This window comes from Streptomyces sp. NBC_01012, assembly GCF_045162755.1.
Taxonomy (GTDB): domain Bacteria; phylum Actinomycetota; class Actinomycetes; order Streptomycetales; family Streptomycetaceae; genus Streptomyces.
The window spans coordinates 1949593-1971036 of sequence record NZ_CP108688.1; the positions used below are offsets into that span (position 1 = coordinate 1949593).

Genomic DNA, 21444 nt, shown 5'->3' on the forward strand with positions numbered 1-21444 from the left:
CTCGACCTACTTCCAACTCGCGAGGTACCTGACCGCACGGGGACCCGTGCCGTTCACTTTCTCCTACGGTGTCACCCGCTCGACGAACCGCCGCACCGCAGCGGAATCGAACGGCCCCTTGGCCTTGAAGGCCCGGGGGAATGCCCGGCGGCGGACCGCCAGGTCGAGACAGACAGGGACGGGGTGTACGTACGCACCCCGGCCGGGCAGCGTACCGCGTGGATCAGGGACAACTTCTCCCTCGTCCACCACGATGCGCAGCAGCTCGCTCTTGACCGCTCGCTCCCGGCATCCCACACAGGTTCGCTCAGGGCAAGCGCGGGCGTGCGTCCGGCCAGACACGTTTAAGTCTACCTCCCCGCATCGACCTCACCCATGGGGGGCAAAAATCGAACGGATGTTGTCGTGATCTCAGCGGCATGGCGCCTCGATCTATTCCTCGGGAGCAGGTCAGCCGCGCTCGGAACGCTCCCGGGCGCGCTCGGCGCGCTCACGGTCGGCGACGTCCCGCTCGGCGTCGGTCTCGGTGTCCGGGCGGATGTCGATGCGCCAGCCGGTGAGCCGGGCGGCCAGACGGGCGTTCTGCCCCTCCTTGCCGATCGCCAGCGACAGCTGGTAGTCGGGCACGGTCACCCGGGCGGAGCGCGTCCCGAGGTCCACGACCTCGACCTTGCTCACCCGTGCGGGTGACAGCGCGTTGGCGACCATCTCGGCCGGGTCGTCCGACCAGTCGACGATGTCGATCTTCTCGCCGTGCAGCTCGGCCATGACGTTGCGCACCCGGCTGCCCATCGGGCCGATACAGGCGCCCTTCGGGTTGAGACCGGCCCGGGTGGAGCGGACTGCCATCTTGGTGCGGTGGCCGGCCTCACGGGCGATGGCCTCGATGACGACCGAGCCGTCCGCGATCTCCGGAACCTCCAGCGCGAAGAGCTTCTTCACGAGGTTCGGGTGGGTGCGCGAGAGCGTCACCGACGGGCCGCGCACGCCCTTGGCCACCCGTACGACGTACGTACGCAGCCGGAGGCCGTGGGTGTACTCCTCGCCCGGCACCTGCTCCTGCACGGGCAGGATCGCTTCCAGCTTGCCGATGTCGACCAGGACGTTCTTCGGGTCCTTGCCCTGCTGGACCAGACCCGTGACGACGTCACCCTCGTGGCCCGCGTACTCGCCGAACGTCCGGTCGTCCTCGGCGTCGCGCAGCCGCTGCAGGATGACCTGCTTGGCGGTGGTCGCGGCGATACGCCCGAAGCCGGACGGCGTGTCGTCGAACTCCTCGGGCTCCTGGCCCTCGTCGAGCTCGGCCGGGTCGTCCTTCGCCCACACCGTGACATGGCCGCCCGCGTCCAGCTCGACGCGCGCACGGCGGTGGCTGCCCTCGGTGCGGTGGTACGCGATGAGGAGGGCCGACTCGATCGCCCCGACGAGCACGTCGAAGGGGATCTCCTTGTCCTGCGCCAAGCCCTTCAGAAGCTTCACATCGATGTCCACGGCTACGCCTCCTCTTCCTTCTTGTCCTTGCGGTTGAATTCGATCTCCACGCGCGCCTTGGCGATCTCGTCGAAGGCGAGGCGCCGCGCGGTGGGCTTGCGGCCCTTCACGCCCGGCACTTCCAGATCGAGTCCCTCGTCGTCCACACCGAGGATGCGGGCCACCAGCTCGCCGCCCTCACTCAGAGTGATCCTGGCCAGCCGGCCGGTGGCGCGTACGTAGTGGCGGTGCTCGGTCAACGGGCGGTCGGCGCCCGGAGAGCTCACTTCGAGGACGTACTCGCCCTCGCCCATGGCGTCGGTGTCGTCCAGCGTCTGCGAGATGTCCCTGCTCAGCTCCGCGCAGGCGTCGAGCTCCACGCCGTCCTCGGAATCCACGACGACCCTCAGCACCCTGCGGCGGCCCGCCTTGGACACCTCGATCTCCTCGAGGTCCAGCTCCTTGGCGCTGACGAGCGGCTCCAGCAGTTCGCGCAGCCTGTCGCTCTGGGTGGTGCTCATCCGGGTGACTCCTCGGCCGCGTGTGCTGTTGTGGGGATCGTCGCGTGTCAGGTCAAAGGGTATCCGGTCCGCAGGGGTGTTGCCGTCCGCCTCCCGCCCGGCCGCGGGTACGCTCACCCCCGGTGATCACTTCAGGTCAGAAACTGTCAAAAACCAGGCTGAAGGAGACAAGTGCACCGCACGGGGACGACGCGCAGGGGTGCGCTCACCGCTACGGGAGCCTTCGCCGTGGGTGCGCTGCTGACGAGCTGTGGGGACGGGTCCGGGACCGGAAGTGGCCCCGGGGGTACGGACGCCGACGCCGCATCGCTCCGGGCGGTCACGGCACTGCGGGCTTCGGCCGCCCGTGACAGCGCCTCGCTGCTGGCCCGCTACGCACAGGTCGCCGCGGACCACCCGGTGACGAAACCGGGGATCGCTCCGCTGGAGGCGGCGGTACGGGAACACCTCGCGGCGCTGGGCGGACCCACGAAGGCCGCGAGCGGCTCGCCCTCCCCCACGCCTTCGGCGGTCCGTCCTTCGCCGTCCGCCGCCGACGCGCGGACCGCGCTGAAGGAACTCGCGGCCGAGGAACGCCGGGTGGCGGACGGCCGCGCCACGGCGCTGCTGACCGCCGAACCGGAACTGGCGAGGCTGCTGGCCTCGATCGCCGCGGCCGGCGCCGCCCACGCGTATCTGCTGACCGAACTGGCCAAGGAGACCTCGGAATGACCGGCATGACACAGCCGGCCGGGAAGGCCGGCACGAAGAAGAGCCTGCGGGCCGCACAGGCGGCACTGGCCGCCGAGCACGCCGCGGTGTACGGATACGGCGCCCTGGGAGGACGTCTGGAGGGCGGCCGCCGCAGCGACGCGGCGGCGGCCTCCGACGCCCACCGGGCCCGCCGGGACACCCTCGCGCGGAAGGTGCGTGACCTGGGCGGTACGCCCGTGGCGGCGCACGCGGCGTACGACCTGCCCTTCGCGGTGCGGGATCCGGCGTCCGCGATGCGGCTCGCCGCCGTCATCGAGGACCGGGTCGCGGGGGTCTACTCCGATCTCGTACGGGCCGCGGACGGCTCGCTGCGGCAGGACGCCGCGGGCGCGCTGCGGGAGGCCGCGGTGCGCGCGGTGCGCTGGCGCGGCACGGGCGTAGCCTTTCCTGGGCTCGCCGAGAAGGCCTCCCCGCCGCAGAACACGGCGGAGGCAGGGGCCACGGGTCTCACGCACTGAGCACACGGGTGCCACGCACCGGGCGACCGAGCACGCACGCTCCGAAAGGGAACAAGGCACGTATGGGTTTCGAACCGCCGCAGCGTCTGGTGCGAGCGCTCGGCGAGACGTACGGGGACGCGGCCGCGGCCGAGTGGCTCGGCCGGCTCCCCTCGCTCACCGACGACGCGCTGTCCGCGCACACGGTCTCCGTGGACCGGGTGTGCGCTCCCGGCGGGCGCAGCAGCCTGGTCCTCCTCGTGCACCGGGCCGACGGCACACCCGCCGTGCTGAAGATCGCGCCCGAAGGGGCCGCTCCCGCGCTCGAGTGGGCCGCGCTCGCCCACTGGAAGGGCTGGGGCGCCGTCGAGCTCCTGGAGCCCCAGGACGCCGCCGGGGCGACCGGGGACGCCCTCCTGCTGGAACGGCTGCACCACGAGGTGTCCCTGCGCTCCCTGCCCGAGGCGAAGGCTCTGCTGGAGGCCGCGGGCACGGTGCGGCGGCTCTGGGTCGAGCCCCCGGCCGGCCACGCCTTCGAGACGGTCACCGAACGCACCGGCAGGCAGGCGGAGCCCATGCGGGCCGCCGCCGTGCGGGACCCGGTACTGGAGCCGCTGGTCTCCGCGGCCCTCGCGGCCCGCGACGAGCTGGTCCAGGACTCCCCCGAGAGCTTCCTGCTGCACGGCAACTTCCGGCAGAGCAAGGTCCTTTCGGGTGAGCGTGCGCCCTGGCTCGCGGTCGGACCCGAGCCGCTCACCGGGGAGCGGGCGTACGACCTGGCGCGGCTGGTGCGTGACCGGGTCGAGGATCTGATCGCATCGCCGGGCGGTGCGGTGACGGCCCGTCGCCGGGTCAAGAAGCTCGCCGAGTCGCTGGAGCTGGACCAGGCGCGGCTGCGCGGCTGGACGCTGTTCCGGGCCGTCGAGTCCGGCACCCGGGCGCTGACGGCGGGGCGCACGCAGGACGGCGAGCTGTCGCTGGAGTTCGCGGGCTGGCTCTGACCGGCCGACACGCACGACAGGGGGCCCCGCGCGGTGCGCGGGGCCCCCTGTTCATGGGTCGGGTCGGATCAGCCCTGGTCGGTCAGGCGGGCGATCGCCTCGTCGACGGTGAGCTCCTCGCGCTCGCCCGTGCGGCGGTCCTTCAGCTCCAGGACGCCCTCGGCCGAGCGGCGGCCTGCGACCAGGATCTTCGGGACGCCGATGAGCTCGGAGTCGGTGAACTTCACACCGGGCGAGATGCCGGGGCGGTCGTCGACCAGGACGCGCAGTCCGGCCGCGCCCAGCTTCTCCGAGACGTCGAGGGCCAGTTCGGTCTGGAGCGCCTTGCCCGCCGCGACGACGTGCACATCGGCCGGGGCGATCTCGCGGGGCCAGCACAGGCCCTTGTCGTCGGCGGTCTGCTCGGCGAGTGCGGCCACCGCGCGGGAGACGCCGATGCCGTACGAGCCCATGGTCACGCGGACCGGCTTGCCCTGCTGGCCGAGGACGTCGAGGGAGAAGATGTCGGCGTACTTGCGGCCGAGCTGGAAGATGTGGCCGATCTCGATGGCGCGGTCCACCTGGAGGCCGGTGCCGCAGTTGGGGCAGGGGTCGCCGGCCTCGACGACGACGACGTCGAGGTGGTCGTCGATCTCGAAGTCGCGGCCCGCGACGACGTTCCTCGCGTGCTTGCCCTCCTTGTTGGCGCCCGTGATCCAGGCGGTGCCGGCGGCGACGCGGGGGTCGGCGATGTAGCGGACCTTCTCCAGGCCCTGCGGGCCGACGTAGCCGCGTACCAGGTCGGTGCGGCCGACGAAGTCCTCGGCGGTGACGAGCTCGACGACGGCGGGGGCGAGGTGCTCGCCGAGCTTGCCGAGGTCGACCTCACGGTCACCGGGCACACCCACGGCCACGATCTCGCCGTCGACCTTGACCAGGAGGTTCTTCAGGGTGGCGGAGGCCGGGACGCCGAGGTGGGCGGCGAGGGACTCGATGGTGGGGGTGTCGGGGGTGTCCAGCTCCTCGACCGGTCCGGCCGTCGAGGCGTCGGCCGTGGTGGCCTTGAAGGTCACGGCCTCGGTGTTGGCGGCGTAGTCGCAGTTCGGGCAGTCGACGAAGGTGTCCTCGCCGGCGGGCGCGGGGGCGAGGAACTCCTCGGACGCGGAGCCGCCCATGGCGCCGGAGACGGCGGAGACGATGCGGTGGTCGAGGCCGAGGCGCTCGAAGATCCGGATGTACGCGCCGCGGTGCAGCCGGTACGCCTCGGCCAGGCCTTCGTCGGTGGTGTCGAAGGAGTACGAGTCCTTCATCTGGAACTCACGCCCACGCAGCACACCGGCGCGGGGGCGGGCCTCGTCGCGGTACTTGGTCTGGATCTGGTAGAGGATCACGGGCAGGTCCTTGTAGGACGAGCACATGTCCTTGACGACCTGGGTGAAGATCTCCTCGTGGGTGGGGCCGAGGAGGTAGTCGGCACCCTTGCGGTCGTTGAGACGGAACAGCAGGTCGCCGTACTCGTCGTACCGGCCGCTCGCCTCGTACGGCTCCTTGGGCAGCAGGGCGGGGAGCAGGACCTCCTGGCCGCCGATGGCGTCCATCTCCTCGCGGACGACGCGGGTGATGTTCTCCAGGACCTTCTTGCCGAGCGGCAGCCAGGACCAGATACCGGCCGCGGTGCGGCGTACGTAACCGGCGCGGACGAGGAGCTTGTGGTTGAGCGTCTCGGCGTCCGCCGGGTCGTCGCGCAGTGTCTTGATCATCAATCGGGACATGCGCTGGACCTGGGCCATGATGAACTCCTGCTCGCAAGGGTGGTGGGCCCGAGGTTAGCCGGGCGGCCCGTGCGGGCGGAAATCGATTCCCCGGCGGCCGCTCAGCCGCGGCGCAGCGGGAGCGGCGCGCCCATCACCGCGTACGGCTTGGGGGCGCTCGGGAAGAGCACCTGCCGGGCGAGGTCTTGGTAGCCCAGGGCTCGGTAGAGCCCGCGCGCGGGGCTCTCGGTGTCGATCGCGGAGAGAATCGAACGGGGCAGGTCGACGGCGTCCGTGATGCCGGTGATCAGCCTCCGGCCGATGCCGCGCTGCTGGAAGTCCGGGTGGACGTGGAGTTCGGTGATCACGAACGAGTCGTCGAGCCAGCCGTCGGACCCGGTGGCGCGCAGATACGGTTCGACGACGGAGGACCACCAGTGGGTCCGGTCGTTCGGCAGCCCGTAGACGAAGCCGACGAGCCGTCCGTCGGCGGCGGTCGCGCCGAGTGCGCGTGCCTGCGGGTGGTCGAGGTGCCGCAGCACGATGTGGCGTCGTACGTCGATCTCGTCCTGGGAGAGGCCGAAGGCGAGGGCCTGCACGGCCAGTGCCTCGTCGACTCGGTCGGCGAGGTCGACCGGTCCGACCACGGTGTCGGGGGTCCCGGAGCCCCAGGAGGACGAGGGGGTTGCTGCTGCCATGCCGGAACCTTACGCGCCGTGCCGTCCGGTCAGAACAGCACGCTCATGAAGGCGCCCGTCTCACGGAAGCCGACGCGGCTGTAGGCCTTGCGCGCGGGGGTGTTGTAGTCGTTCACGTACAGGCTGACGACGGGTGCCACATCGCTGAGCGCGTGGCGCAGGACGGCCGCCATGCCCGTCTCGGAGAGTCCGCGGCCCCGGGCCTCCGGGGAGACCCAGACGCCCTGGATCTGGCAGGCGCGGGGGGTGGCCGCGCCGATCTCGGCCTTGAAGAGGACCTTGCCGTCCTCTATGCGCGCGAAGGAGCGGCCTGTGGTGATCAGCTCGGCGACCCGCGCCTGGTAGAGGAGCCCGCCGTCGCCGGCCAGCGGGGAGATGCCGACCTCCTCGGTGAACATGGCGACGCAGGCGGGCATGAGGACGTCCATCTCCTCCTTGCGGACCCTGCGTACGAACGGGTCGGCCGCGATCTCGTCCGATGGCCGGTCCGTCACCATGAGCGGCTGGTTGGGCCGGACCTCGCGGGCGGGGCCCCAGCTGGGTTCGAGCAGGCGCCACAGCTGGGCCGTGGGGCCTGCGGGGCCGACGATCGAGGAACATCGGCGGCCGGCCCGCCGGGCGCGGTCGGCGAAGGCCCTGACGGCCTCGGGGGTGGCGCAGATGGGGACGAGATTGGCCCCGGAGTAGCAGAGGGAGCGCAGTCGGCCGTCGGCGTACCAGCCCCACATCTCGCCGCCGAGACGCCATGGGTCGAGTCCGGCGACGTGGACGCGGGACGTCACGAAGGCGTTCTCGACGGGGGCACTCTCAAGGATGGTGAGCGCGGCGGGGAGCTCGCCGGGGTCGAGGACCCGGGTAGTGGTCTGCGTCAACACTGGGGCCTCACCAAACGGTCTACTGATGTCCGCACTGTACCGAACAAGGCTGTGGGGTGCCGCTCCGGGCGGGAAGGCCGATGTGCGGAATACATGGCTGTGCCCCGCAGGGCGGGGCCTGCGGGGCACGGGAGGCGGGTGGTCAGCCGGCGATGGAGACCTGGGGTTCGCCCGAGGCGATGCCGTCCTGCTCCATCTGTTCCGCGATCTTCATGGCTTCCTCGATGAGGGTCTCCACGATCTTCGACTCGGGGACGGTCTTGATGACCTCACCCTTCACGAAGATCTGCCCCTTGCCATTGCCCGAGGCCACACCCAGATCGGCCTCACGCGCCTCACCGGGACCGTTGACGACACAGCCCATCACCGCGACACGCAGTGGGACCTCCATGCCCTCAAGACCCGCACTGACCTGGTCCGCGAGCTTGTACACATCCACCTGCGCACGCCCGCACGACGGACACGACACGATCTCCAGACGACGCTGCTTCAGATTCAACGACTCCAGGATCTGAAGCCCGACCTTGACCTCCTCCGCCGGCGGAGCCGACAACGAGACCCGGATCGTGTCCCCGATCCCCTCCGAAAGCAACGCCCCGAACGCCACAGCGGACTTGATCGTCCCCTGGAACGCCGGACCCGCCTCCGTCACACCCAGATGCAACGGATAATCCGACTGCGCAGCCAGCTGCCGGTACGCGTTCACCATCACGACCGGATCGTTGTGCTTCACCGAGATCTTGATGTCCCGGAACCCGTGCTCCTCGAACAACGACGCCTCCCACAGCGCCGACTCCACCAGAGCCTCCGGCGTCGCCTTCCCGTACTTCTTCAGCAACCGCGCATCCAGCGAACCCGCGTTCACCCCGATACGGATCGGCGTACCCGCATCACTCGCCGCCCTGGCGATCTCCTTGACCTTGTCGTCGAACTGCTTGATGTTCCCCGGATTCACCCGGACCGCCGCACACCCCGCGTCGATCGCCGCGAACACATACTTCGGCTGGAAATGAATATCCGCGATCACCGGAATCTGCGACTTCTTCGCGATCGTCGCCAACGCGTCCGCGTCATCCTGCGTAGGACACGCCACCCGCACGATCTGACAGCCCGACGCCGTCAACTCAGCGATCTGCTGCAACGTCGCACCGATGTCCGACGTACGCGTCGTCGTCATCGACTGCACCGACACAGGGGCGTCACCACCGACCGCCACGGAGCCGACCTGGATCTGGCGGCTGACCCGTCGGTCGGCGAGCTTGGTCGGAACGTCCGGCATTCCGAGAGAAATCGCAGTCATGCGCTGAGCATCCCCAAGGTGTGGATCAGTGTGGATCGAGGTCCCGAGAACTGCGGGCTCCAGGGATCGAGGTTACGGCACCGGAGGAGAACGGGCGGCACCCGTGCCGTCGAAACCGCCCGATGGGCGGCAGCCGTGCATCCTCTGTACGACCGGCCGCCACCCGTAGGACGCCCGGGTTGATCAGGTGATCTTCACCGGGTTCACGATGTCGGCGACCAGCACCAGCAGCGTGAAGCAGATGAAGACCCCCGCGACCACGTAGGCGACGGGCATGAGCTTCGCCACATCGAACGGGCCGGGGTCGGGCCGCCTGAAGACCCTGGCCGCGTTGCGGCGCAGGGCCTCCCAGAGCGCACCCGCGATGTGCCCGCCGTCCAGCGGGAGCAGGGGCAGCATGTTGAACAGGAACAGCGAGAGGTTGAAGCCGGCCAGCAGGAACAGCATCATCGCGATCTGGTTCTGGGCCGGGATGTCGAGGTTCATCACCTCGCCGCCGATCCTGGCCGCGCCGACCACGCCGACCGGTGAGTCGTCGCCTCGCTCGCCGTCGCTGAACGCCGCGTTCCAGAGGTCGGGGATCTTGCCGGGCAGGGCGATGATCGAGTCGACGCCGTTCTCGATCATGTCGCCCATGCGGACGACCGAGTCGCCGAAGGAGAGCGGCAGGATCTCCGTCTTGGCGGCGAAGCCGAGGTATCCGGCGCTGATGTACTGGTCGGGGACGACCTCGCCGTGGCCGTCCTTCTTGGCGACGGCGTTCTTCTTCAGGACGGCGTTCAGGGTCTGTTCCTGGCCGTCACGCCGCACGGTGATGGTGGCGGGGCCGATGGTCTGGCGGATCTTGTCCGAGAGCGTGGCCCAGTCGTCGATCTTCTGGCCGTTGAAGGCGACGATGGTGTCGCCCTCCTCCAGACCCGCCGCCTTGGCCGGCGAGACCGGGTCGGACGTCTTGCAGGTGTCGCGGTTCTCGCTCTGTGCGATCACGCACTGCTGGACGCCCGCGACCTCGGTGGTCTGGGTCTGGAAGCCGAAGGTCATGGCGACGCCCATGAAGATCGCAACGGCCAGGACCAGGTTCATGAAGGGTCCCGCGAACATCACGATGACGCGCTTCCACGGCTTGCGCGTGTAGAAGAGGCGCGATTCGTCGCCCGGTTCGAGCTCTTCGAACGCGGCGGACCTGGCGTCCTCGATCATGCCGCGCCACGGCGATGTGGAGCGCGCCTCGATCCGGCCGTCGGGCCCCGGCGGGAACATGCCGATCATGCGGATGTAGCCGCCCGCGGGGATGGCCTTGAAGCCGTACTCGGTGTCGCCCTTCTTGCGCGACCAGATGGTCGGCCCGAAGCCGACCATGTACTGCGGAACGCGGATGCCGAAGAGCTTGGCCGTCGAGAGATGGCCCAGCTCGTGCCAGGCGATCGAGAACAGCAGCCCCACGACGAAGACGGCGATACCGAGAACCGTCATCAGGATCGTCGTCATGCTCATACGTGCGCCTCCGCTGTCGCTGCCGCCGAGAGTTCCCGGGCCCTGGACCGTGCCCAGGTCTCCGCATCGAGGACGTCCGCGACCGTCAGCGAAGTTCCCGTGACGGGGGTGCCGTGTTCGGCCACCACCGCCGTGACCGTATCCATGATGCCGTTGAAAGGCAGCCGTCCTGCCAGGAACGCGTCCACGCACTCCTCGTTGGCCGCGTTGAAGACCGCGGGTGCCGTGCCGCCCAGGGCGCCCACGTGCCTGGCGAGCCCGACGGACGGGAACGCCTCGGTGTCGAGCGGGAAGAACTCCCAGCTGGAGGCCTTCGTCCAGTCGAAGGCCGGGGCCGCGTCCGGGACCCGCTCGGGCCAGCCGAGACCGATGGCGATGGGGCCGCTCATGTCGGGCGGGGTGGCCTGCGCGAGGGTGGAGCCGTCGGTGTACTCCACCATCGAGTGCACGTACGACTGGGGGTGGACCACGACCTCGATCCGCTCGAAGGGGATGTCGTAGAGCAGATGCGCCTCGATGACCTCGAGCCCCTTGTTGACCAGGGTCGCGGAGTTGACCGTGATGACCGGGCCCATGGCCCAGGTCGGGTGCGCCAGCGCCTGTTCCCGGGTCACACCGGCCAGCTCGGCACGCGTACGCCCGCGGAACGGACCGCCGGACGCGGTGACGACGAGCTTGCGGACATCGGCGCGCTTGCCCGCGGCGAGGCCCTGGAAGAGCGCGGCGTGCTCGGAGTCGACCGGGATGATCTGTCCGGGGGCCGCCAGCGCCTTGACCAGCGGGCCGCCGACGATCAGCGACTCCTTGTTCGCCAGGGCGAGGGTGCGGCCCGCCTTCAGCGCGGCGAGTGTGGGGGCCAGGCCGATGGAGCCGGTGATCCCGTTCAGCACGGTGTGGCAGTCGCTCGCGGCGAGTTCCGTGGCGGCGTCGGGTCCTGCCAGGATCTCCGGGAGCGGCTCCCCCGCCCCGTAGGCCTCACGCAGCGCCTCGCGGAGCGCGGGCACCTTGTCCCCGTCGGCCACCGCGACCGTGCGTACGCGCAGCTGCCGTGCCTGCTCGGCGAGGAGCTGGACCCTGCCGCCCGCGGCGGAGAGCGCGGTGACGCGGAAGCGGGCGGGGTTGCGCAGGACCAGGTCGATGGCCTGGGTACCGATGGACCCGGTGGAGCCGAGGATCACCAGATCCCGGCGGCCGTCCGTAGCGTCGAAGACGAGATGCGGATCGGCGAGGGGTGCGGGGCTGTCGCTCATGGCCCCCATTGTTGCCGCATCCGCTGTGCGCCGTGACAGTGCGCCCCGTTCGTCGGACTCGATCGTGCAACATCCGGGGTCAGAGGGATGTGTCGAGGCCGAATCTCTCACTCAGCCGCCGCATGTCCGCCACATCACGCTCGGCGGGTTCGTAGCCCTGGTGGAACAGCGCCTGCTGTTCGGCGGAGATGCAGCGCACGGTGGTCGCCCCGATGGTGCCCGTGACGAAGCAGGAGGCCGGGTAGCGGAAGGGTTCCCCGGGGTCGAGAGAGGACTGGACGGCGGACCCGTCGGCGGCGAACACCAGGGGGTGCAGGTCGATTTCGGGCCCAGCGGGGTGGCTCAGCACGAAGCGGACGGGGCGCCGGTCCAGTGTCTCGGTGTATCCGGCGGCCTCCAGTGCCGCCACGACTGCGCCCTCCTGCTCACGCCGGTGCAGGATGTCGAGGTCACGGTGCTCGCGGGTCTCCTCGCCGAGCAGGGCGTCGATGCCCCAGCCTCCGGCGATCACCACGTCGGCGCCGGCCTCGCGCAGCAGCGTGAGGACGGACAGGACTGCGTCGCGGGACATCATGCGGGCGACCGTAGTGCGCCCCCGCGCGGGGCGCACGGGCTTTTCAGGGCCGCCTTCTCAGGGCTGCGCGGTCCTCGCCACGAAGTCGGCGAACGCCTCGTGGAAGCCGGGGAAGGTCTTCCGTACGCAGCCGGGGTCGTCGTAGCTCATGCCGGGCGCGCGCAGTCCGGCGACGGCGAACGACATCACGATGCGGTGGTCGCCGTGGGTGGCGATCTCGGTGGGGCGCGGGGTGCCGGGGTGGATCTCGATCCAGTCGGGTCCGGTGTGCACGGTGATCCCCATGTTCCGCAGGTTCTCCGCGCAGGCCTCCAGCCGGTCGCACTCCTTCACCCGGGTGTTGGCGACGTCCTCGATGCGCACCGGTGAGGTGGCGTACGGCGCGATGGCGGCGAGGGTCGGCATCGTGTCGGAGATGTCACGCATGTTGACCGTCAGACCGGAGAGCCGGCCCGAGGATCGCACGGTGGTGGCGTCGGCCGTGGTGATGACCTCGGCGCCCATCCCCCGCAGCACCTCGGTGAAGCGCAGGTCGCCCTGGAGCGCGTCCGTGCCGAGTCCGGGGACGGTGACCTCGTGCCCGGTGAGGGCCGCCGCCGCGAAGAAGTACGAGGCCGTGGACGCGTCGGGCTCGACGGGGTACGTGGTGGCGCGGTAGCCGCCGGGAGGGACGGTGAAGGTGTTCCCCTCCCGGGCGACCTCGACGCCGAAGCTGCGCATCATCGCGAGGGTGATCTCGATGTACGGCGCCGAGACGAGCTCCGTGACGTCGATCCGGAGGCCTTCGGCGGTGAGCGGGCCGAGCATGAGCAGCGCGGTGAGGTACTGCGACGACTCCCCCGCGTCGAGGGTCAGTTCGCCGCCCTTGACGCCGGATGCCACGACGGTGAGCGGGTGGTGGCCGTCGGCTCCTTCGTGGCGCAGGTCGACCCCGAGGGTGCGGAGCGCCTCGGTGAGGGGCGCGAGGGGGCGGCGGCGCATCTGTGCGGAGGCGTCGAAGCGGTACGTCCCGGAGGCCGCGGCGGCGGCGAGCGTCGGCAGGAAGCGGGCGGTGGTGGCCCCGTCGCGGCAGTGGACATCGGCGTCCCTCGCGGGTCCGGACGGGCGCCCCTCGATGTGCCATCGGTCCGGCTCGCGCCTCACCCCGTATCCGAGGCCGGCCAGTCCCTCGGTGAACCCCTCGGTGTCGTCGGAGTGCAGGGGGCGCAGGAGGGTGGTGGTGCCGTCCGCCGCGGCGGCCAGGAACAGGGCGCGGGCGGTGACGGACTTGGATCCGGGGATGTCGATGACGGTCACGGGCGACGATTTTGCCCTGCGGCGGGCGTGTTCGCGGGGCGCGTCCAGGCAGTGGACGCGCCCCGCGGGGTACTGCTTCAGCGGATGGGACGGTGGACGTTCTCCCCGGTGGCCGGGCCGGGGGTGGCGTCGGCGATCCAGGGGCCGTCGCCGCTGGGGTCGATGACCCCCTCCTCCAGCCAGGTGTAGGTGCCGGCGAGCACTCCGTCGACGACGCGCCTGTCGATGGCGTCCGTGTTGGTCCAGAGCCGGGCGAAGAGCTCCTCCACCCGGATACGGGACTGCCGGCAGAACACGTCGGCGAGCTGGTACGCCTCGCGGCCGTGGTCGTCGTCGGCCCGCAGGTGCTCGGCCCTGACACAGGCGGCGCTCATCGCGAAGAGTTCCGCGCCGATGTCGACGATCCGGCCGAGGAAGCCCTGCTTGGTCTCCATCCGGCCCTGCCAGCGGGACATCGCGTAGAAGGTGGAGCGGGCGAGCTTGCGGGACGCGCGCTCGACGTACCGCAGGTGGGCGGAGAGGTCGGGGTGTCCGGGGACGCGGAAGTCGCCGTAGGCATTGGGCAGTTGCCCGGGTCCGCTGACCAGCTTGGGGAGCCAGCGGGCGTAGAACCCGGCGGCGTTGGCGCCCGCCTTCGCCTTGTCGGAGAGCGGCTTGTCGGGGTCGATGATGTCGCCGGCGACCTTGAGGTGGGCGTCGACGGCCTCACGGGCGATCAGCAGGTGCATGATCTCCGTGGAGCCCTCGAAGATCCGGTTGATCCGCATGTCGCGGAGCATCTGCTCGGCGGGGACGGCGCGTTCGCCGCGGGCCGCCAGCGAGGCCGCGGTCTCGAAGCCGCGTCCGCCTCGGATCTGGACGAGTTCGTCGGAGATCAGCCAGCCCATCTCGGAGCCGTACAGCTTCGCGAGCGCGGCCTCGATACGGATGTCGTTACGGCTCTCGTCGGCCATCTGCGAGGAGAGGTCCACGACCGCTTCGAGGGCGAAGGTGGTGGCGGCGATGAAGGAGATCTTCGCGCCCACCGCCTCGTGCCTGGCGACAGGCCTGCCCCACTGCTCACGGACCGCCGACCACTCACGGGCGATCTTCAGGGACCACTTCCCGACGCCGACGCACATGGCGGGCAGCGAGAGGCGCCCGGTGTTGAGCGTGGTGAGGGCGATCTTGAGGCCGGCGCCCTCGGGTCCGATCCGGTGGGCCGCGGGGACGCGGACCTGGTGGAAGCGGGTGACGCCGTTCTCGATGCCGCGCAGCCCCATGAAGGAGTTGCGGTGCTCCACGGTGATGCCGGGTGAGTCGGCCTCGACGACGAAGGCGGTGATGCCGCCCTTGTGTCCTTCGGATGCGGAGACCCTGGCCATGACGACCAGCAGGTCGGCGACAACGCCGTTGGTCGTCCAGAGCTTCACCCCGTCCAGGACGTAGTCGTCGTCCCCGTCGGGTACGGCCGTCGTGGCGAGCCGGGCGGGGTCGGAGCCGACGTCGGGCTCGGTGAGGAGGAAGGCGGAGATGTCCGTCCGCGCGAGGCGGGGCAGGAAGGTGTCCTTCTGCTCCTGGGTGCCGAACATCTTCAGCGGCTGCGGTACACCGATCGACTGGTGGGCGGAGAGCAGCGCGCCGATGGAGGGGCTCGCCGAACCGGCCAGCGCGAGCGCCTTGTTGTAGTAGACCTGGGTCAGTCCGAGACCGCCGTACTTGGTCTCGATCTTCATGCCGAGGGCGCCGAGCTCCTTGAGGCCGTTGACCACGTCGTCGGGGATCCTGGCCTCGCGCTCGATGAGCGCACCGTCGACCCGGGTCTCGCAGAACGCGCGAAGCCGGGCGAGGAAGGCCTCGCCGCGCCGTACGTCGTCCGGGGCCGGCAGGGGGTGGGGGTGGATCAGGTCCAGCCGGAAGCGTCCGAGGAAGAGTTCCTTGGCGAAGCTCGGCTTGCGCCAGTCCTGTTCACGGGCGGCCTCTGCCACCTGCCGCGCTTCGCGCTCGGTGACCTTGGGGGCCTGGGGGGTGTCGGATGGGGCGGACATGAGGAGCTCACCTCGCCGCGAGTCGGGGTATGGATCGTGCCGTACGCGTGCCGATAGGTACCACCTGTCCGTATCTACCCGATCCACGCACGGCCCACCACCGGTGCGAGGGGCTCCCCAGGGCACACGGAACCGGCCGGAGCCCCCGTGCGGCGGGCTCCGGCCGGTCCGTGGCGGATGTACGGGCTACAGGGCCAGGCCGGTGAGGACCAGCACCCGCTCGTAGGTGTAGTCGTCCATGGCGTAGCGGACGCCCTCGCGGCCCACTCCGGACTGCTTGGCGCCGCCGTACGGCATCTGGTCGGCCCGGTAGGAGGGCACGTCGCCGATGACCACACCGCCCACCTCGAGGGCGCGGTGCGCGCGGAAGGCGGTCTGCAGGTCGTGGGTGAAGACGCCCGCCTGGAGCCCGTACCTGGAGTCGTTGACGGCGGCGAAGGCCTCCGCCTCGCCCTCGGTCCGCTGGATGTACAGGACCGGGCCGAAGACCTCCTCGCGGGCAATGGTCGTGGTGCCGGGGAGGTCGGTGAGGACCGTCGGGGCGTACGTGGCGCCGTCGCGCTTGCCGCCCGTCAGCAGGGTGGCTCCGGCGCCGACGGCCTCGTCGACCCAGGACTCGACGCGGCGGGCGGCGTCCTCGCTGACCAGCGGGCCGACGTCGGTGGCCGCGTCGGAGGGGTCGCCGGTCACCAGGGCCTCGACGGCCGCGACGATCTTCGGGACGAGCCGGTCGTACACGGAGGCGTCGGCGATGACGCGCTGCACCGAGATGCAGGACTGGCCGCCCTGGTAGTTGGAGAAGGTCGCGATGCGGGTCGCGGCCCGGTCCAGGTCCTCCTCGGAGGACCAGTCGCCGAGGACGACCGCGGCGCCGTTCCCGCCGAGCTCCAGGGTGCAGTGCTTGCGCGGCACCGACTCCATGATCGCGTAGCCGACCGGGCCGGAGCCGGTGAAGGAGATCACCGGCAGCCGCTCGTCCTCGACCAGGGCGGGCATCCTGTCGTTGGGCACGGTCAGCACGGACCAGGAGCCGGCCGGGAGGTCCGTCTCGGCCAGCAGTTCGCCGAGGATCAGGGACGAGATCGGGGTGGCCGGGGCGGGCTTCAGGATGATCGGGGCACCGACGGCGATGGCCGGGGCGACCTTGTGGGCGCTCAGGTTGAGCGGGAAGTTGAAGGGCGCGATACCGAGGACGGGACCGCGCGGGAAGCGCCGGGTCAGCCCGAGGCGGCCGGTGCCGCCCGCGTCGGTGTCCAGCCGCTGGGCGTCGCCGCCGTTGAAGCGGCGGGCCTCCTCGGCCGCGAACCGGAAGACCGAGACGGCACGGCCGACCTCGCCGCGGGCCCACTTGATGGGCTTGCCGTTCTCGGCGGAGATCAGCTGGGCGATCTCCTCGGTGCGCTCGGTGAGCCGGCGTACGACGTGGTCGAGGGCGCCTGCCCGTACGTGCGCCGGGGTCGCGGCGAACTCGTCGCGCACGGCGTACGCGGCGGCGACGGCCTCTTCGGTCTGGGCGTCGGTCGGCACGGCGACCGTCCCGACGAGGCGGCCGTCCCAGGGACTGGTGACGTCGAAGCTGTCCTCGCCGGTGGCCTGCCGGCCTGCCAGCCAGAAGGCGTGGGTGGAAGTCATGGCGGTTCCGGCCCTTCGGGGGTGGTGAACGACGATCGCCGGGCGCCGCGCGGGCACCCGTCGGCCCCACCGTAGGGCGGCGCCGCCCGGATGAGGCTTGTCCACCGTGGAGTGGAGCCCAGGCCCGATGCGACGGTTTGTCGTGGCCGGGGCGGCTACGGCGTCCCCGTGGAGGCGGCCGTCGCCTTGAGGGCCAGCCACAGCTCCATCCGGACGTCCGGGTCGTCGAGCGAGCGGCCCAGGATCTCCTCCACCCGGCGCATCCGGTAGCGCAGGGTGTGACGGTGGACGCCCAGGTCGGCCGCGGCGGCGTCCCACTGGCCGTGCCGGGACAGCCAGGCGCGCAGGGAGGCGACCAGATCGCCCCGGCCCTTCGCGTCGTGTTCCCGCAGCGGTCGCAGCATCCCGTCCGCGAAGGCCCGTACGGCGTCGTCTGCCAGCAGCGGCAGGACGGAGCCGTTGGCGAGCTCCTCGTGCTCGACCATGGTCCTGCCCTTGCGGCGGGCGACGGAGAGTGCCTGTTCGGCCTGCTTGTACGCGGCGGAGACGGCGATCGGGCCCGAGGGGGCGGACATGCCGACGACCACACCGGCCCCTTCGCCGTCACCCGCCTCACGCCCCGTGAGGCCGTCCATGGCCCGGGCGTGGGCCACGCCGGCCGCCACGGCGGCGCCGGCGTCCTCGGCCAGCACCACGAGGCGCTCGCCGTCGGGCACCATCAGGAGGTTCTCGCCCGACCGGGAGGCGGCGGCCTCCAGTACCCCGGCGAGCAGCTCCGTCCCCTCGGGCGCGGGCGACTCGGCGATCAGCAGCCGGAAGGGGGCGTCGAGCAGCCCGCCGTACAGGTCACCGGCGACCGCCCGTGCGTGGACGGACTCCCCCGCCAGCAGCATACGCAGGACGGCGGCACCCAGGCGCTGCTCCGCGCCCTGGAGCGCGCGGGACCTGGCCGTGGTCAGGGTCAGCAGGGCGACCGCGGAGTGCACCGCGTAGCGCTCGGCCGTGCCGAGCGCGGCGCCCGTACCGACGGCCAGCGCGCCGCGGTTGCCGCGTCCGGTACCCAGGGACTGGAGCTCCACCCGGTCGTCGCCCTCGCTGTCGCCGACGACCACGCTGGCCGGGGCGGGGCGGTCCCTGAGCCGCTCCACCTCGGGGCCGAGCCGCGCGGCGCGGCGTGCCGCCCAGTCGGGTGCGGCGGCGACGACGGCACCCGACGCGTCGTAGAGCGCGGCCCATCCGTCGATGTGCACGGCGAGCCGGGTGAGCAGCTCCGCGGGGCCGTCCCCCGCGACCGCGGCCCGGGTCAGCTCCCGCTGGGCGTCGAAGCCCGCGGTGACCGAGCGGTACTGGTCGGCGGCGATGGCCGCGGACACGGCCTTGCTGATGGCGAGGAACGGTGTGCGCCGGGGCACTTCGAGGAGCGGCAGCCCCGCTTCCTCGGCGGCGTCCACGAGCGCGGGCGGGATCTCGTCGTAGGTGACGCCCACGGCGAAGCCGAGCCCCGCGATTCCCGCCCCCGCCAGCCGCTGTACGTACCGGCGCATCGTCCCCGGGTCCCGGGCGTCGAGGTTGGTCGCGGTGACGAGGAGCAGCTCGCCGCCGTCCATGTACGGGACGGGGTCGGCGAGCTCGCTGGCGTGCGCCCATCGCACGGGCGTGCCGAGCCGGTCGGCGCCGGCCCGGACGGTGAGCTTGAGCGCCGAGTGCTGGACGAGCGAGGCGAGAGTAGGAGGCATGGGGCCGACGGACCTCTGGGAGTCGATGGCACCGCCTGTGCGGGCGGCTCGATTGACGCCGCCCCGCACGCGCGGCCCGAATGCTCCGCACCGTACAGGCGGTCGGCGTCAATTGTGCCAGGGCGGCAGATTCGCCGTAACGGCCTGATCCGCTCTGCGTCGCGCACCAGGTCGTGACCTCCCGGTCAGCCGTCGAGCCGGACGAGCAGCGGCGGGGCGTGCTCGCCGCGCACGGTGGTCAGGGACAGGACCGCGTGGCCGGGGGGCAGCTCGTACGCCAGCTCCGAGGCGGACCAGCGCTCTCTCTCGACCCGCCGCACCGTCACGGCGTCCCTCGTGACGGCCTTGCCGGTGACGAGCTTGCGCAGGCCGTGCAGGGCGCGGGTGAACGGCTGGTCGGCGAAGACCGCGTGCTGGGCGACCTCGCGGGTCTCCACCCACTCCTTGCCCCAGGCCTCGGCGAAGTGCTTGCCGTCCCAGGTGGTGACCCCGCTGAAGGCCATGCAGCAGCCGACCGCGCCGAGCAGTGCGGTGTGCAGCCCCTCGGGGACGTCGTCGACGGTGCGCAGCGTCAGGAGGACTCCGGCGTTGACCGACCGCAGCCGTCGCACACCCCGGACGGTGTGGGGGGTGACGGTGTGTGTGGCGTCGTCCAGGACGAGGCACATGAAGAGCGACCGTTCGGTGCGGGCGGCGGCGATCGCCGTGAACTGGGCGAGGACGAGCCGGGTGAGCAGCCGCGACGCCTCTGCGTGCGCCCGCTCGGGCAGCTCGATCCTGACCCGGAGCGGCAGGTGTTCGACGGAACGCAGCGAGAAGGGCCTGGATTCCTGCCCGGTGGCGAAGAACGGTGCGAAGGCGGGGCGGTCCAGAAGGGCGATCCGGTCGGCGAGCACCGGCCCGGGGTCCCCGGATCCGGCCGTCTGCCGGGTGCGGGCCTCCAGCTCGCGCAGCAACGCCTGATGGCCGCCCGCGGCGAGCGCCTCGCGCAGCGCGTCGAGTGCGGCGAGGTCGCCGTCCAGGAGTTCCCGGAGGGCGGGCACCCCGGGGAAGTGCCCGTGTACGGCTCGGTAGGGGCCCAGCAGCTGGGCGAGCACGGTGGCGGCGCGCCTGCTGTCCAGGTCGGTCACATCGCCCACCAGGCCCTCGGCGAGCACGCTCGCGGCCTCGTCCGGGTCGGTCGTACCGCCGTACAGGTCGAAGTCGTGCGCGGAGGCCGGGTCGCCGATCCGCACCACCACGTCGAACGTGTCGTCCGTGCCGAGTTCGCCCCCGGCGCCGCCGACGGCGAGCACCGCGGCCCGGCCGGCGAGCGCCTGAAGGGCGAGCGACTCGACGACCGGCCTCACCAGCCGGGCGGACTTGCCCGCGCCCGGCGGACCGACCGCCAGCAGCGAGGTACCGAGCAGCGCGGGTTCCAGGGCGAGGCCCGAGCCGCGCCGTGCGTACGGGTTGTGCGGGTCGTCCGCGCAGCTGCCGAGCCGCACCTGGCCGGTCAGCAGGTCGTGCCGGGCGGTGCGGTGCGGCAGGTCCCTGGCGCCCGAGGGGTGGAGGGCAGCGGCGCCGCCGGTGCGCAGTACGGCTTCGGTGAGCGCGGCGATGCGCTCCGGGTGCCCCTGGCCGACGCTCCAGGCGTGGCGCAGACGCGCGACGTCGACGTCGTTCATACGGCCGGTGCGCACCTCGGCGGTGAGGGTCTCGGCGGCGTCGGTCCGTCCTGCCGCGCGGAGTTCGGGCCACTGTTCGGCGGCGGGGGCGTCCGGGGGCGTGGAGGGGGCCGCGGGCGTCGTGGCCGTGTCCTTGCCGAACCGGCCCGCGAGGAGTCGGCGCCAGTGGCCGAGTCGGGCGAACGGCCAGAGCACCCCGGCGGCGATCAGGGCGTAGATCACGTTGACGACGGCCTGGCTCTGGTAGATCTCGCCGCCGGCGACCGAGGCGACGAGGATCAGGACCGGCCGTACGAGCGGCACGGCGTCCTTCCACACGAGGAGCTCGGCGACGGCCCCGGCGGCGACGGTGGCCAGGCCGAGGAAGGGCTGCCCACGGCCCGCGACATGCCGCCGGAAGATCTCGGACCAGTTGCCCAGACGCCCGCAGCCGTAGACGAGGAGCCCGAAGAGGACGGCCTCGTAGACGGTGAGGGCGTCGGCGCCCTCGATGGTCCTGGGCCCGCCGAACGTACCGGCGTACCACCAGTCCCCCGGGGTGAACAGCTTCACCGGGACCAGCCGGTAGGGGATGTACCCGTTGCGCCACAGGGACCACAGGAGCAGTCCGCTGAGTACGGAGATGAGCACGCCGACCAGCAGCGAGCGGTCGGACACCCCCTCGGGCTTCTCGGGCGGGCGCGGGGTGTAGCCGTAGCGCCAGACGCCCGGTTCCTCGGCGGGGCGCGGGGTGCGCAGCCATGCCTCGACGCCGGTGTCCTCCGTCGGCGGGCGCCTGGGGTGCGGGGCATACCCGGGGGGTGGTGACGTGGGGGGCGGTGGCGCGGCCGGGGGCGGCCCCGCGGGCCGTGGCACCCGGTCCGCGCCCGTGCCCCGTGCGTCGTACGTGCCTTCGGTGTCCATGAACCGCTGCCCCCTGACCAGCCAGGTCCCGCCTTCTGCACCGGCCAATCTAGTGCCCGTGCACGGGGAGTTCAGCCATG

At 71.7% G+C, this 21444-nt stretch carries 18 protein-coding genes; 3 read left to right on the forward strand and 15 right to left on the reverse strand.

What is annotated here, in order from left to right; translation table 11 throughout:
• Positions 1-63: 63 nt before the first annotated feature.
• The 3 genes from OG623_RS08380 to rimP all read right to left on the reverse strand — a co-directional run bounded on the left by OG623_RS08380 (position 64) and on the right by rimP (position 1991).
• Complete coding sequence (locus OG623_RS08380; RefSeq protein WP_406145595.1) at positions 64-342, reverse strand: YlxR family protein; 279 nt, start codon at positions 340-342, stop codon at positions 64-66.
• Positions 343-450: 108 nt separating this feature from the next.
• Positions 451-1491, reverse strand: a complete 1041-nt coding sequence (nusA, locus tag OG623_RS08385; protein WP_406145596.1) for a transcription termination factor NusA — start codon at positions 1489-1491, stop codon at positions 451-453.
• A 2-nt stretch (positions 1492-1493) separates the two neighbouring features.
• Complete coding sequence (gene rimP, locus OG623_RS08390; RefSeq protein WP_406145598.1) at positions 1494-1991, reverse strand: ribosome maturation factor RimP; 498 nt, start codon at positions 1989-1991, stop codon at positions 1494-1496.
• Between the two features lie 171 nt (positions 1992-2162).
• On the opposite strand from rimP, the gene OG623_RS08395 reads away from it, so the two are divergent.
• The 3 genes from OG623_RS08395 (at position 2163) to OG623_RS08405 (ending at position 4182) form a co-directional block, all read left to right on the forward strand.
• Positions 2163-2702, forward strand: a complete 540-nt coding sequence (locus OG623_RS08395) for a hypothetical protein (RefSeq protein WP_406145599.1) — start codon at positions 2163-2165, stop codon at positions 2700-2702.
• A gap of 5 nt (positions 2703-2707) precedes the next feature.
• Positions 2708-3202: a ferritin-like domain-containing protein gene (locus OG623_RS08400; RefSeq protein ID WP_406151736.1), complete on the forward strand. Its 495-nt coding sequence runs from the start codon at positions 2708-2710 to the stop codon at positions 3200-3202.
• Positions 3203-3264: 62 nt separating this feature from the next.
• The gene (locus tag OG623_RS08405) at positions 3265-4182 is read left to right on the forward strand and encodes an aminoglycoside phosphotransferase family protein (RefSeq protein WP_406145601.1); all 918 of its coding nucleotides are present in this window, start codon (positions 3265-3267) and stop codon (positions 4180-4182) included.
• Between the two features lie 68 nt (positions 4183-4250).
• Here OG623_RS08405 and OG623_RS08410 read toward each other — a convergent pair whose 3' ends face one another.
• The 12 genes from OG623_RS08410 to OG623_RS08465 all read right to left on the reverse strand — a co-directional run bounded on the left by OG623_RS08410 (position 4251) and on the right by OG623_RS08465 (position 21364).
• Positions 4251-5951, reverse strand: coding sequence for a proline--tRNA ligase (locus tag OG623_RS08410; RefSeq protein ID WP_406145602.1), 1701 nt, complete (start codon positions 5949-5951; stop codon positions 4251-4253).
• A gap of 83 nt (positions 5952-6034) precedes the next feature.
• Entirely contained in the window at positions 6035-6610 is a 576-nt protein-coding gene (locus OG623_RS08415; protein WP_406145604.1) for a GNAT family N-acetyltransferase, read from the reverse strand.
• Between the two features lie 29 nt (positions 6611-6639).
• Complete coding sequence (locus OG623_RS08420) at positions 6640-7485, reverse strand: GNAT family N-acetyltransferase (protein WP_406145605.1); 846 nt, start codon at positions 7483-7485, stop codon at positions 6640-6642.
• Between the two features lie 142 nt (positions 7486-7627).
• A complete protein-coding gene (gene ispG / locus OG623_RS08425; RefSeq protein ID WP_406145606.1) occupies positions 7628-8785 on the reverse strand; it encodes a flavodoxin-dependent (E)-4-hydroxy-3-methylbut-2-enyl-diphosphate synthase in 1158 nt (385 codons plus the stop codon).
• Positions 8786-8968: 183 nt separating this feature from the next.
• Positions 8969-10279 carry a M50 family metallopeptidase gene (locus tag OG623_RS08430; protein ID WP_406145608.1) on the reverse strand — a complete coding sequence of 437 codons (1311 nt, stop codon included), beginning with the start codon at positions 10277-10279 and terminating at the stop codon, positions 8969-8971.
• Positions 10276-11538, reverse strand: a complete 1263-nt coding sequence (dxr, locus tag OG623_RS08435; protein WP_406145609.1) for a 1-deoxy-D-xylulose-5-phosphate reductoisomerase — start codon at positions 11536-11538, stop codon at positions 10276-10278. The genes OG623_RS08430 and dxr overlap by 4 nt, the downstream gene beginning before the upstream one ends.
• Before the next feature lie 70 nt (positions 11539-11608).
• Positions 11609-12139, reverse strand: a complete 531-nt coding sequence (locus tag OG623_RS08440; RefSeq protein WP_406145610.1) for a nucleotidyltransferase domain-containing protein — start codon at positions 12137-12139, stop codon at positions 11609-11611.
• Between the two features lie 21 nt (positions 12140-12160).
• Positions 12161-13399 carry a 3-phosphoshikimate 1-carboxyvinyltransferase gene (gene aroA, locus OG623_RS08445; RefSeq protein WP_406145611.1) on the reverse strand — a complete coding sequence of 413 codons (1239 nt, stop codon included), beginning with the start codon at positions 13397-13399 and terminating at the stop codon, positions 12161-12163.
• 77 nt (positions 13400-13476) lie between these two features.
• A complete protein-coding gene (locus tag OG623_RS08450) occupies positions 13477-15426 on the reverse strand; it encodes an acyl-CoA dehydrogenase family protein (RefSeq protein WP_406145613.1) in 1950 nt (649 codons plus the stop codon).
• Between the two features lie 186 nt (positions 15427-15612).
• Positions 15613-17058, reverse strand: coding sequence for an aldehyde dehydrogenase family protein (locus tag OG623_RS08455; RefSeq protein ID WP_406145614.1), 1446 nt, complete (start codon positions 17056-17058; stop codon positions 15613-15615).
• Positions 17059-17213: 155 nt separating this feature from the next.
• Complete coding sequence (locus OG623_RS08460; RefSeq protein WP_406145615.1) at positions 17214-18794, reverse strand: PucR family transcriptional regulator; 1581 nt, start codon at positions 18792-18794, stop codon at positions 17214-17216.
• 185 nt (positions 18795-18979) lie between these two features.
• The gene (locus OG623_RS08465) at positions 18980-21364 is read right to left on the reverse strand and encodes an ATP/GTP-binding protein (RefSeq protein WP_406145617.1); all 2385 of its coding nucleotides are present in this window, start codon (positions 21362-21364) and stop codon (positions 18980-18982) included.
• Positions 21365-21444: the final 80 nt, after the last annotated feature.